This window comes from Salipaludibacillus sp. CF4.18 (assembly GCF_051262595.1).
Taxonomy (GTDB): domain Bacteria; phylum Bacillota; class Bacilli; order Bacillales; family Salisediminibacteriaceae; genus Salipaludibacillus; species Salipaludibacillus neizhouensis.
Genome location: NZ_JBIMEV010000048.1, coordinates 20,733 through 34,463 on the forward strand (window position 1 = coordinate 20,733; position 13,731 = coordinate 34,463).

Annotated in this window: 15 protein-coding genes and 1 pseudogene; all 16 read left to right on the forward strand. The window is 37.4% G+C overall.

Annotated elements, in window-relative coordinates; genetic code table 11:
- Nucleotides 1-76: 76 nt before the first annotated feature.
- Entirely contained in the window at nt 77-613 is a 537-nt protein-coding gene (locus ACHABW_RS20435; protein WP_435758079.1) for a hypothetical protein, read from the forward strand.
- Nucleotides 614-699: 86 nt separating this feature from the next.
- Complete coding sequence (locus ACHABW_RS20440; protein WP_435758081.1) at nt 700-1,599, forward strand: tyrosine-type recombinase/integrase; 900 nt, start codon at nt 700-702, stop codon at nt 1,597-1,599.
- Complete coding sequence (locus tag ACHABW_RS20445; protein WP_435758083.1) at nt 1,583-3,460, forward strand: DUF927 domain-containing protein; 1,878 nt, start codon at nt 1,583-1,585, stop codon at nt 3,458-3,460. The genes ACHABW_RS20440 and ACHABW_RS20445 overlap by 17 nt, the downstream gene beginning before the upstream one ends.
- Before the next feature lie 252 nt (nt 3,461-3,712).
- Nucleotides 3,713-4,567, forward strand: coding sequence for a tyrosine-type recombinase/integrase (locus ACHABW_RS20450; RefSeq protein WP_435758085.1), 855 nt, complete (start codon nt 3,713-3,715; stop codon nt 4,565-4,567).
- A gap of 64 nt (nt 4,568-4,631) precedes the next feature.
- Nucleotides 4,632-5,390, forward strand: a complete 759-nt coding sequence (locus ACHABW_RS20455; RefSeq protein WP_435758086.1) for a hypothetical protein — start codon at nt 4,632-4,634, stop codon at nt 5,388-5,390.
- Between the two features lie 510 nt (nt 5,391-5,900).
- Nucleotides 5,901-7,103, forward strand: coding sequence for a flagellin (locus tag ACHABW_RS20460; protein ID WP_435758102.1), 1,203 nt, complete (start codon nt 5,901-5,903; stop codon nt 7,101-7,103).
- Nucleotides 7,104-7,546: 443 nt separating this feature from the next.
- Entirely contained in the window at nt 7,547-7,996 is a 450-nt protein-coding gene (locus ACHABW_RS20465) for a PilZ domain-containing protein (RefSeq protein WP_435758088.1), read from the forward strand.
- Between the two features lie 321 nt (nt 7,997-8,317).
- On the forward strand, nt 8,318-8,689 hold the full coding sequence (locus ACHABW_RS20470; protein ID WP_435758090.1) for a hypothetical protein: 372 nt from the start codon (nt 8,318-8,320) through the stop codon (nt 8,687-8,689).
- A gap of 59 nt (nt 8,690-8,748) precedes the next feature.
- Nucleotides 8,749-8,883: a YjfB family protein gene (locus ACHABW_RS20475; protein ID WP_435758104.1), complete on the forward strand. Its 135-nt coding sequence runs from the start codon at nt 8,749-8,751 to the stop codon at nt 8,881-8,883.
- 264 nt (nt 8,884-9,147) lie between these two features.
- Complete coding sequence (locus ACHABW_RS20480; protein WP_435758092.1) at nt 9,148-10,200, forward strand: RNA-directed DNA polymerase; 1,053 nt, start codon at nt 9,148-9,150, stop codon at nt 10,198-10,200.
- Nucleotides 10,191-10,658 (forward strand): hypothetical protein, encoded by a 468-nt coding sequence (locus ACHABW_RS20485; RefSeq protein ID WP_435758094.1) that lies wholly within the window; start codon nt 10,191-10,193, stop codon nt 10,656-10,658. Before ACHABW_RS20480 ends, ACHABW_RS20485 begins: the two co-directional genes overlap by 10 nt.
- A gap of 356 nt (nt 10,659-11,014) precedes the next feature.
- Nucleotides 11,015-11,511: pseudogene (locus ACHABW_RS20490) on the forward strand (JAB domain-containing protein).
- Between the two features lie 10 nt (nt 11,512-11,521).
- Entirely contained in the window at nt 11,522-11,875 is a 354-nt protein-coding gene (locus ACHABW_RS20495) for a hypothetical protein (RefSeq protein WP_435758096.1), read from the forward strand.
- A gap of 4 nt (nt 11,876-11,879) precedes the next feature.
- Nucleotides 11,880-12,131, forward strand: a complete 252-nt coding sequence (locus ACHABW_RS20500; RefSeq protein ID WP_435758098.1) for a hypothetical protein — start codon at nt 11,880-11,882, stop codon at nt 12,129-12,131.
- A gap of 225 nt (nt 12,132-12,356) precedes the next feature.
- The gene (locus tag ACHABW_RS20505; RefSeq protein ID WP_435758106.1) at nt 12,357-13,232 is read left to right on the forward strand and encodes a tyrosine-type recombinase/integrase; all 876 of its coding nucleotides are present in this window, start codon (nt 12,357-12,359) and stop codon (nt 13,230-13,232) included.
- 117 nt (nt 13,233-13,349) lie between these two features.
- On the forward strand, nt 13,350-13,685 hold the full coding sequence (locus ACHABW_RS20510; protein ID WP_435758100.1) for a hypothetical protein: 336 nt from the start codon (nt 13,350-13,352) through the stop codon (nt 13,683-13,685).
- Nucleotides 13,686-13,731: the final 46 nt, after the last annotated feature.

The window sequence follows — 13,731 nt, forward strand, 5'->3', positions numbered from 1 at the left end:
AAATTCACTTGTTTCGGTATTCTGTTTCTATTTAGTTAGGATGAATAAAATTAATCGAAAAAAAGGATGATGTGGCATGTTAGGTAATATCAGAACGATAAACGGTAAAGAATCTATTATTCTTACAAACGGTGAATATCAAGGTCACTTAAATGAGGAAGGCTACAAAAAAGTAGAAATTTGTGAATTTGATACGAGTAATATTGGAAAAAATTATATCACTATATACTTTGTTGATATCACTCAAGGTGTAATTAAACGAGCAAATCTCCGAACAACTCAAACAAGTCCAGACAAAGTATTACCATTAGAAAAACTAATTAGAGTAATACTCAAAAACGAACTTGAAGGGGACATTCATTGTTGTTCTGTTGAATTGGAAGATCTCATAGGGGCACAGTGCCAAATACGTATCGAAAGAGATGATAGCTATTATAACATTACTGAAGTTTTTCCAATTGATGAAGAACTAGGGGATTTCATTTCGAAAAAAGATATCATTGCAAATGATGTGAAAAGGCGGTTGCCTGACGGGATATTTAATACGAAAAGTAGAAACGGCGTTACATTTAAACCGAATGATGCTGGGAATAATATAGCTTTTCAGAAGTGAAAAAAAACGCAAGGGGAATGTGAGTAGCCATGTTTCCCTTTTACTTTCAATTGGGTAGTAAGAAAAGGCTGAAGGGAGTTAAGGACATGGAGTTACAGGAAGCGATATTGCTTTTTTCGTCTACATTAGAGAAACAAGGTAGATCCAAACATACATTGAAAAATTACTTAATGGATTTGGGGTTGTTTGAAAACTATTTGGCAGATGAATTGGGAAGGAATCCAATGATGATGGATATCAATACACTAAGAATTAAACAGTTTCTAACATACAGTCAGAAAGTGCGTAATAATCGAGCAATTACGTGTCAACGCCAGTATTATACGCTGTCTTCTTTCTGTTCGTTTGCGTTGGGACAAAGGTTAATGAGTCGCAATGAAGCTCTTGATGTCCCAAGAATCCAAGTCGAGAGGGAAGAACCATCTATGATCACCGAAGAAGAGTTTTTGTTACTTGAATCGACGATCAGGCACGTTATCATCCAAAGAGTCATTTTCTTCTTATTCTACAGTGGCTTACGAATTTCAGAATGTCTTCAACTCAATCTGGATGATGCAGATCTCATAAAGCAAGTCGTACACGTTCGAAATGGAAAGGGAGGAAAATATCGTGTTGTTCCATTGACCACTGAGATGGTTAAGATATTAGAAGTCTATATAAAGACGGAAAGACCAAAAGTAGAAAGTGATCGTTTATTTGTTACAGCCAAAACAGGAACCTTATCCAACGTGTATGTGAATAGACATTTGAAAAAAGCAGTGATTCAACTAGGGTGGACAAAGCGAATTACCGCCCACTCACTTCGCCATAGTTATGCTAGTCATCTTGTGAAACAAGGAGTGCATCACGTGTATATACAACGCCTACTGGGTCATGAAAGTTTGCATTCTACAGGAATCTACACACATGTGGATGATGTGGAGATAGAAAGATCAATACAAGCATTGAACGAGAAAGAGGAGGGTGAGCATGAGCCAGTCACGTAAGCAAAACCAGAATATACGCGGAAAGACGTTTACTGTCAAACGTTCGGAGAATTCCGGTTCTCCGAGGGATTTCCCAAAACTAGTGAAAGCCCCTGACTCACAACAACGAGGAACTAAAGCTAGTTCCAAGCAATACCCCAAAAAAATCGAATCATTCTCTGTTAAAGATAACACTCTTTATTCTTTAGAATACGACAGTAGGACAAAGACAGACGTAGAAATGAAAGTGGGGAGAGTTATCTATATTAAGGAGATTCGTCAGGATGTTGAAACGCAATCTGTCGAACTAGAGTTAGAATATTATTACAAAAACAAGTACCACAGAAAAATTATTTCTCGTAAACAGTTGTTGAAAAATGAATTGGTGAAACTATTAGAATATGGACTGGATGTTCCCGATTATAAGGTAACCAAGGTTCAAAAGTTTCTTAACTTACAAGAAGAACAAGCTCCCTATCATTATACGCATTCGCAGCTTGGGTGGAGTGAAATTGAGGGGGTAGAGGTTTTTAAACATGATCAAAGCATTGGCAATGACAATCTCATATCAAGCTATAATGGTTCGTTCAATATCAAGGAAAAAGGGACTTATGAAACGTGGAAACAAATCATATACAATGACGTCGTTCCACATACACCACTTTGTTTGGCATTAACGGCTGGCTTTGCTTCTCCTGTGGTCGCGTGGATTGCCAAAGATCTTGATTTAGAAGTCCTTCTATTACATGCCTATGGGGATAGTACAACAGGTAAAACGACGGCAGCAAGAGTGTACGTGTCACCATTCGGTGCTCCTACTACAAAAGAGGGAGGTTGCTTGTTGAAGTGGAGCGGTACACACAATGGAATTATTGCACAATTAGTTGGGAATCAAGGGGTTCCTTTAGCTATAGACGAGGCTTCCATGAATAAGATGAAAGACTTCACCGAAATCTTGTACGTTCTTGCTGAGGGGATGGAGAAAGCAAGAATGACAAAAGAACTTCAACTTGTAGACCGACGCAAATGGTCAGGGGTTCTCTGGTCAACAGCAGAGCATCAGCTCACTGAGAAAGCCAATCACAACACTGGTATTAAAGTACGCTTAACAGAGATTGAGAGTCTAAAGTGGACGGAATCAGCAGCACACGCCAATCGCCTTAAAGAAAGTCTTCTTGAAAACTATGGACAAGCAGGTCCGATATTTATAAGGCATATACAAGCGTTAGGAAAAGCAGCAATCTTAAAGCGATGGAAAGAGTGGCAAGTACGTTGTGTGGATGCCATGCCAACAAAAGATCAGTTTTCCCATCGCATTGGTGATAAGTTAGCTCTACTCATGACATCGGCAGAATTGGTTAACGAATGTTTCGACTTTGATATGGACGTTGATAGCATTTTGGATCTTTTAATTAACATAGAACAAACGAATGCAGGAGAACGGAGTGTCGGGGATATTGCTTACCGATATTTCCAGGAGCAAGTAATGCAACACCAGAGTAAATTTGAGATGAACGGAAGAAATGAAAAAGCTTATGAATGTTGGGGAAGAATCGCCTTGAAAAATGGTAAGAATGAAGTAACGATCCTTCCAAGTGTGTTTAAAGCGATTATGGCGGAAGGGAATTTCGAAGACACCAATGTTATTTTGCGTCATTGGAGAGAAAAGGGTTACTTAGATCACGACACAAGCAAGCTGACTCGGAGAAGAACAGCAATTTCAGAGGTAGAAGATTTCGAGTCTATTGAAAAACAAAAGGAAGTAAGGGCTAATTTTTACTGCATTGAAATTCCAGATGGATTAATAGACGTAAAGGAGAATGAAAAATTCCCTCATTTGTTGAATAACCACATGCCTTTACAAAAAAAGTCTTTTCTTTAAGGAGTAATTTTAAAAATGGTGGTTGTTAAATGAACGCTGAGTGGTCTTGGTCGCACCTTTTGACTAGGAACGCTCCTCTACATCGCCGCCTTATCAAACCTTGGGACAGAAGGGGTTGACGGAACCGCACCGTCCGCTCCACCTAAAATCGGCATTGTATAGACGAACAAAAAATGGGTTTATTTGTGTAAGAGTATTGAACTTATCCAAACAAGATAGTCAGAAAGTTAGTTTATTAGGAGGGGATTTAGGATGTTGTTTAGAGATCATATTCAGTTGTTTATCGTTGATTTGAGAGCACTTGGACGCAGTAAGAGTACAATATCTGGTTATTCACAGGATCTGCTATTTTATGAAAAATGGCTAGCACAAAACTATAATTGTCAGGTTTTTACTGAGGATATTGTGATGGAAGATTTAGAGAAGTTCTTCTTGATGCTACGAGAGGAACGCCACTATAAGCCGTCTAGTATGAAGCGAATGCACATTGCATTAAAGATGTTCTTCAAACTTGCTTGGAAAAAGAAATGGTGTACAGAGGATATTGCTTCCGAAATTAGACCTGTAAGGATTCCACAAGCCGAACGTGATTACCTAACCGAAGAAGAAGTGATGGAGTTTGTAACTGCCATTGATCACAAACTTGTAAGGGTTGTAGTGATTAGTCTATTTTATTCAGGTCTTCGAATCGCGGAAGCACTGGCATTAAACATGGATGATGTAGACATGGAAAGTCGGAAATTATTCGTACGTAATGGTAAGGGTAATAAGTCTCGTACGGTACCCATGTCAGAAAAACTGTATGTGATTTTAAATGATTATTTGGAATGGAAGGTTAAAAGTGATGACTTCTTTGCGACTGAGAAAACAGGTCGATTATCAAAAGTACGTGTACAAGCTGTTGTGAGAGAAACAAGAGAGAAGCTGGGATGGAGACGTCAGATTACACCTCATGTCTTTAGACATTCCTTTGCATCTCGTTTGGTTCACAATCATGTCGACATTGTGGCAATCTCCAAACTTTTGGGACATTCTGATTTGAAAACAACGTCTATTTATACTCATTCGTCCATGGCTCAGTTAGAAGATGCGGTGAGTGTACTTTAACACTATTATGGCTTTCTCAAAAGCAATTAGAGAAAGTCATTCTTATTAAAGAAGGGAGATTTCGATGATTAATATTATAGGAGAAGATACTTCAATGTCAAAATTAGAAAAGTTACAGTATGCAAAAACTGAAATTGAAAAAGGTAGACCTCGTGAAGAAGTAGCAAAAGAATTAGGGTACGCGACATATCGTTCATTAGATAATGCTTTTCGATTAGAAGGATATCATTTTGATAGAAAAAGAGGTATTTATATCTCACAAGATAACACGAAGAAACCTGGAGTAGGCGATGAAGTAAGAACGACTCAGGGGGACGAAGTTATCTCTTTGTTTACAACAGGTAAATTTAATGCCAAACAAATAGCAGAGAAAGTAGGGTTTGAATCAGCACGTTCACTTGCTTTGTACATGACATCTAAAGGTTATCAATGGGACGCTGAACGAAACAATTATGTTTTTGACAATGCTTTAGAGAAAGAGGGAATGGAAGAGGAACAAACAAGGGTGATTACTCCTCCTATTGCCTCGTCAACATTGGGAGGAAGCATTCTCACTTATTTAGAACAAAACGAACATGTTCTAAAGCGATTAATTGAAAAAGCAAAAGGAGATGATAAACCACAAGGTATTCCAAGGTATGGTATTCCAGGTATTTTTGTTACTAAATCTGTTCATATGAGCAATCAGTTAGATCAAATGGTTAGAGATTTTAGTTCAGAGAAAAACATTGCTCAGAAAGATATTTTTGAAGTTGCTTTACTACACTTTTTCCAAGATTATGGTTACGAGAGAGAAGTACAATCGTTGTTGGAAAGAGCATAGATTGTTAGGACAAGTTTCTTATTCGGTACAACTTTGAGTGTGGTATTTATATGGAGACAAAATTTAGTGGTGCAGCTGGTGCAGCTTGTCCTTTCCATGCGTAGAATGGATTTATAGAGGGCAGTGTGGATTAGCGAGTGGGGTGAGGAGGTGCGTTTCTTATCACTATGCTTGTTCCATTGATGTGGCAAGGTACTTTTATAGACTGGGTGTCTTGTTTCTTTTTTAGCTTGCTATCCAGAAAAAGAAATGTCGAACTAAGTTTTTCTTGAATTTGATGAGGGATGTGGTTTTGTGAAGCGATTAGTATCAGAATCAATATGGGCCTTACTTTTGGGAATCTTGCTTCCAAACTTTTTAGGAATCTTCAGCTTTGGGATTGGAATTTTCCATTCTGTTTTTATCACCTAAGGTTGTACAACTAGAGGGACAAAGACCCTTGATAGGCGTGGGGGAAAGAGCTTAGAAGAATTAGGGGTCTATAGGAAATTGGAGGTTGTCCTTCGTCAAATGGGAATCAACCAAGGAAACATGCAGTCTTCAATGGAGAAACTATCTTCAGGTATGCGTATCAACAAAGCAGGGGACGATGCAGCAGGTCTTGCAATCTCCGAGAAGATGCGTGCACAGATCAATGGTCTTGATCAAGCAAGCCGTAACGCACAAGATGGTATTTCGATGATTCAAACTGCTGAAGGTGGATTAGATGAGACTCATTCAATCCTTCAACGCATGCGTGAGCTTGCCGTTCAGTCTGCCAACGATACAAACGTAGGAGTTGACCGTGAAGAAATTCAAAAAGAAGTCGATCAATTATCCCAAGAAATTAGTCGAATTGGTGATAACACGGAATTCAACACACAGAATTTATTAGATGGATCATTAGATAATAAATTCCAAATCGGAGCAAACTCAGGACAAAACTTGAGTCTTTCTATTGATGATATGCGCGGATTTGAACTAGGAGTAGCTGGAAGTGTTAAAACAGAACAAACTGACGCAAGTGTAACTGCTTTAGCTGATGGGACATATACCATTGAAGGAAATACAACTGATGGTCTGAAGTTAATAGACAGTAATGGAGATCAAGTAGGACAAAGTGCTGATGGTAAAGTATGGAATGATATGCAAGCTACAGCAGTAGAAGAGTTTACTTTTACTCAAGCGGTAGATTCTGGTTCAATAAAAATTGATAGTAGTGGAGCTACTGGTACTGCTGAACTAGCTAACACTGGATTAGAAGCAGGCGATTACACAGTTAATTTTGTATCTGGTGCTTCAACAATTACAGACGCAAATGGAGATGTGGTAGCAAAATCTACAGATGACACTGCATTTACTAATGCTGATGGGGATACTGTGTTAACATTGGATGCAGCAGCTACTGCAGATATGGATATTTCTGTTGGAGGAATTGATGTTTCTTCTCAAGCGTCTGCTGATTCAGCAATCACAACGATCAACAATGCGATTGAAAATGTTTCTGCAGAGCGTTCTAAACTCGGTGCTACTCAAAACCGTTTAGAGCACACAATCTCTAACTTAGACAACTCTTCTGAGAACCTATCAGCTGCGGAATCTCGTGTTCGTGACGTTGATATGGCTAAAGAGATGATGGAAATGACAAAAGCAAACGTCCTTTCCCAAGCTTCTCAGTCTATGTTAGCTCAAGCAAATCAACAACCACAATCAGTACTACAATTACTTGGTTAATATTCTTATTCAACCCAAGGGAGGCTCTAGTTTTGCTAGAGTCTCTTTTTTCATACTATAACTAGGTTTTACAGCTTTTAAGAGGTCTCTGGAGCCAGTATAGAAAGAACTAAAAGACAACGATATAGAGACAAAGATAATGAAAGTGATAAATACATTCGAGCTCGTTGTTAGTAGCTATGAAAGTAAAAATAATGGTGAGGTACAACAAGTGATGCAGTTTAAGTTTTGCCACAGTTTACTAGGGTTATATTGTGTCATAATTTGTTTTTAGAAAGGATTCACGCATCCCTTACTGATAATGACACTAAGGTACAGTACATTAACAAGCTATAATTAAAAGTGGTTCTGTTTTAGGAAAGGAGAGAAATACCATTACTGTTACAATAGTGCATACACTCATCTATATACTAACCACCATCTTTTTCATCTTAACCATACTTATGTACCGTCGTTTAAAACAAAAAGAATCTCAAGTCAATAAGTTAACAAAAGAGGTAAAGGATGTAGAGGATCAAGAACAAAGAAAAGCTTTTCGTATCGACATGCCGTTTGATAGATGTACATTTTCGATAATAAAAATTGGTAATAAAATGTTAAAGAAGGGATCAAATGAAAGGCCTGGAAGCATAAGTGACTTAAGTGTTAACGGTATGCAGTTAATCACTGATATGGATTTTCCAGTGAGGAAACACGTTGTATTACGTATGACATTTAAAATAAAGGGAGAAGAATTTAAAGTAGTAGGAGTAATTAAGAGAAAACTAGAATTAAATCTCAAACCTAAAATGACCTATGGAATCGAATTTAAAAAATTAAAAAGAACCACCAAAGAGCGCCTTTTTCAATTATTGAATGAAATTGAGATTGAAAGAAAGAAAAAAACGGAATAAGCAAGAAGTTCATATTCTTAGACCAACTATAAAGTTTGAAAGTAATCCAGATCACATTTGTATCGCAGAAGACATGAATTAACCGTACCTGGTTACTACCTACCCCGTGTTTTTAGAATGATGTTTAAATCAATGAAAATTAAGTAGTGATCAAATGGAGAAGCATTTGATGTGATGAAGCAGAATCTACAACTGTACTACCACAGGGACGGTTCTCCTGGTTGAGTTCCTCTAGGTTTAGGGGGGTGTCACTACCCGAATTTTGTAGATTAATGTCGATAGAATGGAAGATAATTTTTATACATAGAAAGCAGTGATCAAATGGAAAAGCATCTTGATGTAATGAAGCAGAGTATACAGCTTTCAGAAACGGTGTTAGAAGGATTAACACATGTTCAAAAGCAGCTCAATGAAACAAAATACCCTGAGGCGATGCAGTTGATGGATGATGTCGTTGGTGGCTTTGCATCGATTGAGAATTCAGTCGGTCCTGTTTTTGCGGACTTGAATGATACGGAATTAGTAGAAGCACAAATCGGTAAGGTACGTGAAAGTTTAGAGGGAGTGGTGACATCTCTTGAAGGTCATTCCTATGGCACAGTCCAAGAGATCCTCCAGTTCACGCTCATTCCAAACGTGAAGAAGTTGAAAGCAGAAATGGAAACGTTATTTGAACCGTATCTCGTTTCTTAATTGCAGCACTCTCGATGGCGATGTGTCAAGGAGAAGTGCAACAACAGGCATCGGTTTCGATGATGAAGAAAGTGATGGGGCAAGCGGGGGAACAAAGCGAAGCTCTGGACAAGTTGATCGATTCAGCGAACGTGCAAAAGATGGAGCAAGCAGCCCAGCCGCATCTTGGTGGGAGTATTGCTGTGAAAAAGTAATAGAATGATTAAGTGGGGCAGCCTGTGTGGTTGCTCTTTTTGCTTTAATTGGCGCGCCTGTTAATTTAGGATTAGCCAGACTCTTGAGTCAATCCCACGAATCAATATATCTACACTAGTAGATAGAGTTATTGAAAAAGGAAGGATATTGGAAAAATATGTAGAAGGTTGTCTATGTATAGTAATATAAAAAAGGGTGTGAAAAAATAATGTTGAAATTGAAAGGCAGTTCACTTGATTGGGCATTAAACCATATCGAAAAGTATGGTGATACAAATATATTTCCAATACCGTTTGAATAAAATAAAAGAACTACCAGATGGAAATAACTTTAAAGAATATTTACTAAGTCAGGATGTACTGAATTGGACAGTAAGAAGTCTTACTCCTAAACATAAGTATGGATTTCGATTATCAACATTATTAGATCCTCTAGATACGATAATTTACACGGCTCTAGTTTATGAAATAGGAGAAGACATTGAAGCAAGGAGAGTTCCTATTGAAAAAGATGTAAGTTTTTCATATAGATTCAACCCAAATGATGATGGGAGAATGTATGATCCAGAAATAAATTATAGTAAATTTCTAGATTATTGCACCTCAAAAGTTAATTTATTTACTGGTGATGAATCAATTCAATATGTTGTAGTTGCAGATATTGCCGATTTTTATCCTAGAATATACTTACATCCACTTGAAAATGCGTTAAGTTCATGTACTATTAAGAATAATCATGCTTTCGCTTTAAAGAAAATACTTAACAGTTGGAATTTAAGTATCTCTTATGGGATTCCAGTTGGGCAGTCTGCATCAGGGTTATTGGCAGAGTTAACACTGAATGATATAGATGAAGGGTTACTTAGTGAGGGTGTTGATTTTTGTAGGTATGTAGATGATTTTCGTATATTCTGCAATACAAAAAAAGAAGCATATGAACATCTTGCATTATTAGCGACAATGCTGTTTGGTAATCATGGTCTAACTCTTCAACAGCACAAAACTAAAATTCTATCTGTGGAACAGTTTAGAGAAAACTACTTAAGAACTGAAAAGACAATTGAAGTAGATAGCTTGTATCAGAGGTTTTCCGATATTTTAAATGAAATTGGATTAGAAGATCCTTATACTCGAATTTCTTATGATATGTTGCCAGAAAGTTTGCAGTCTGAAATAGATTCGATGAATTTGGAAGCAATACTTATAGAACAATTAGAATTAGAAGACATAGATACAAGAATAGTTGGCTTTGTACTAAAAAGAATGGCTCAACTTCAAAATTCAAAAGTATTGGACTTGGTATTATCTTGGTATTAGATAATACTGAAAAGTTATACTCTGCTTTTAAACATGTATTTAATTATTTAACCGAATTAGAATTGACGAATGAACAAAAAGAAGTAGTTAGTGTGAAGTTATATAAAATTCTTGATGAATCTATAGTAGGACATTTGGAATTTCACAAAATGTGGTTATTTAAAACTTTTTCTAATGGACCAGGCTGGAATACGGAAAAGTTAGCAACACTCTATAATGAGAACGATGATGATTTTTCGAGAAGAGAAATTATTCTTGCACTGGGTGTAGTAAATCAACAATCTTGGTTTCGACCTAAAAAAAGAAGCGCTATAGAATTTCCAGCATGGCAAAGAAGAGCATTTCTTAAAGCAGCTATATGTTTGCCAGGTGATGAAGCAAGTCATTGGTATCGTTCAGTATTGACGAGGTTAGATCCTCTAGAAATTGCGGTTATTAAGTGGGCACAACACCAATAAAAAAGAAGTCAAAGCATTTTCTTGGGCTCCATACGATTGATACGGAATTGTAGCGCACATCGGCAAGGTTCGTGAAAGTTTTGAGCGAGTGGTGACATCCCTTGAAGGTCATTCCAAACCTGAAGAAGTTGAAAGAGGAAATGGAAACGTTGTTTGAACCGTGTTTCGGTGGAAGTATTTGACGAGAAAAAGTAATAGAAAGATTAAGTGGAGCAGCCTATGTGGTTGCTTTTTTTCTTTTTCCTAAAATGGAACAAACGTATCTATAAATATATATTATTACCTTAGAATAGTAGTATTTAGCTCTAATTCCAACCGAGGGATTAGGGCTATTCTAATTTTAGGAGGAAGATAATATGAAAACGTATGAAGGTAAGAAACAGGAACAGATGGAGTTACTAGAAAGTGGGATTGAAATGAAGAAGATAGAGCGAAGAAAGCGAGTGAACATAGTGAGTGTCAAATTGGTACGTGAAGCAAGTTTCTTGTACAAGAATCGACGCATTGCTAGTCCGAGTGATGCTTGGGAGTTGTTTAAGGAATATTTAGATGGTGTTGACCGTGAGCATTTTGTTGTGATGGCATTGGACACAAAAAATCAACCGACAGCGATTCACACTTGCCACATTGGAAGTCTAAATGCAAGTATTGTTCATCCTAGGGAAGTCATGAAAGTAGGTATTTTAAGCAATGCAGCGTCACTCATTCTTGTCACAACCATCCGTCAAATAATCCAGAACCAAGTCAAGAAGACATCGATGTAACCAAAAAATTGATAGAAGCAGGCAAGATGATGGGCATTGAGATATTAGATCATGTAATCGTTTGTGATGAATCGTTTGTATCATTATAGGAAAAAGGCTATGTGTAAGTTAACCATGGGGGAAGCAGAAGAATTGTTTGTGACATATTTAATGAGGCAAGTGTTCTCAAAGCAAGAATTAAGATCTCTAACATGGGAAGGTAACATGTTTTCACAAGAAGAAGTGGACGAAGAAATGTTCCCTCCTCATTTTCTGGAAACTTTGCCGGAGTCGTTTTTGCTTTCTTGTGCAATGCATGAGGATGCAGAGAATCTGAATTGGGTGTTTAGCCTGGTAGAACGTGGAGATGACGATGGCTACATTGGATGGGCAATGTGTCAGGAAATCAATTTAGGAAGCCCACCTGTTTGTATTCGTCATGATAGAACTATTTTCGAAGTGGAAAGAGAGTGAAACGATGACAAATGTTCATGTCATAAAACTCAATGGTCAAGAGTGGTTTCGGAAATTTAACGACGGTACAGGAACCTATGACGATCTAGTAACCAAAGATGAATTATTGGAAGTTTTACTTGAAGAATTTGTGACCCATGAAATTGAAGTAGATAATAAAGACTTGGCTAGAGTTCTTAAAAGCATACCAAGTTCGGCTGATCGAGAATTACTCCGTAACTACATTGAATATCTTGAGCGATTGAACACAGAGTGACGCCAAAACTATATGTAATCTTACGACAATACTTTGGTAACTTAAGTGTGATGGAAAGAAATGATGGTTATCAAGCACTTGACGTGTTTTAGGGAAGAAAAACTTACGACAGAAATATAGAACTGCCAGGAGTGGTCCTAGAATAGGGTAAGAAGAGTAATAGCTTCACTTTTCTGGTACTGTCGCTACTTTAGGAACAAAAGAGGGAAGGTTGTGAAAAACAACATGGAAGAAACAAGAGATTTTGCACAGTGGTTAATGGAAGATGGGAAAGCCAAAACAACCATACAATCATACGTCAATGATGTAAAAGGATTTCAACAATACTTAATGGAGAAAGTGGTTGATGAAACACAGCTGCTTTCTCGTTTTTCGTTTATGAAATACAAAGAGTATCTATTGAATGAAGGATTTGCGGTAACGACCATAAACAAGAAAATCAATAGTTTAAAGGTGTACAATGATTTTTTACGAATGAAAGGGCTTGTGGATTCCTCTTTCATATATATGAAAAGGGATCGGATCAAGATCGCTTCCGGAAGTGAGAAGGAAGTTACTGCGTTGTCAGACAAAGAGGTAGAGCAGCTATTATTCTACCTAGAGGATTCAAGTAAAGTGATCGTGAGGAATAAGCTTGCTGCTTATCTCTTGTTATATACAGGTGTAAGAGTAAGTGAACTGGTGAACATCAAGCTAAAGGATGTGGATCGGTTGACGTATACGTTAACGGTTCGGGGAAAAGGAGGAAAAGTAAGAGAAATTAGTCTAAGAGAAGATGTTATTCTTGCCATTGATGAATATATGAATGGAGAGCGAAAGAATTCTAAATTCGTCAACAGTGATTACTTACTTGTGAGTCAACGAGCTTCGAAGATGCATCGAGATGCCATACGAGATTGGCTATCGTTGATTTCAAAGGAACTTGGGTTTAAGATTCATCCGCATTTGTTTCGTCATACGTTTTGCACACGCTTGCTAAAGAAAGGGGTTGATCTAACAACTGTTAGTAAGTTAGCCGGGCATAGTACAGTGAATATGACCGCTAAATTCTATATTCAAACTACGAAAACGGAGAAGCAACAAGCTGTTGAGTTGCTGTAAACAAGAAAAAATCATTTTTTCCCTCTCTTATAATGAACAAATATATAGGTCTACGTCTACGTAAACATCTACGTGAACGTAAACGTATGTACCATATAAAAAAAGAGGGTGTTACGCATGAGTGAAAAAAGAGTGATAAAGACAGTTAGACCACAAGCTAATCAAAGCGAATCGAAGAAAGGGTTGGGATCTTCTAGACCGGTTATGCTTGGGAAGCAAAGATTCAAAGATCCACAAGTAAAAACAGAGGATAAAAAGCCTCATTTAGACACTCTCGTAAAACAACGTGACAAAAAGTCTAACTTTGAAGAAGGTCATAAGCGAGTCACCACGTATTTTACTAAAAAGAACATCGAAACATTAGAGAAAGTAAAAGTCAATGAGAAACGTTCGATCACACGAATTGTCAATGAGGCTATTGAGCAATATGTAAATTACCATTACTCAAAATAATCTTCATTAATAACACCTATATCCTTCATGGATATAGGTGTTTTCT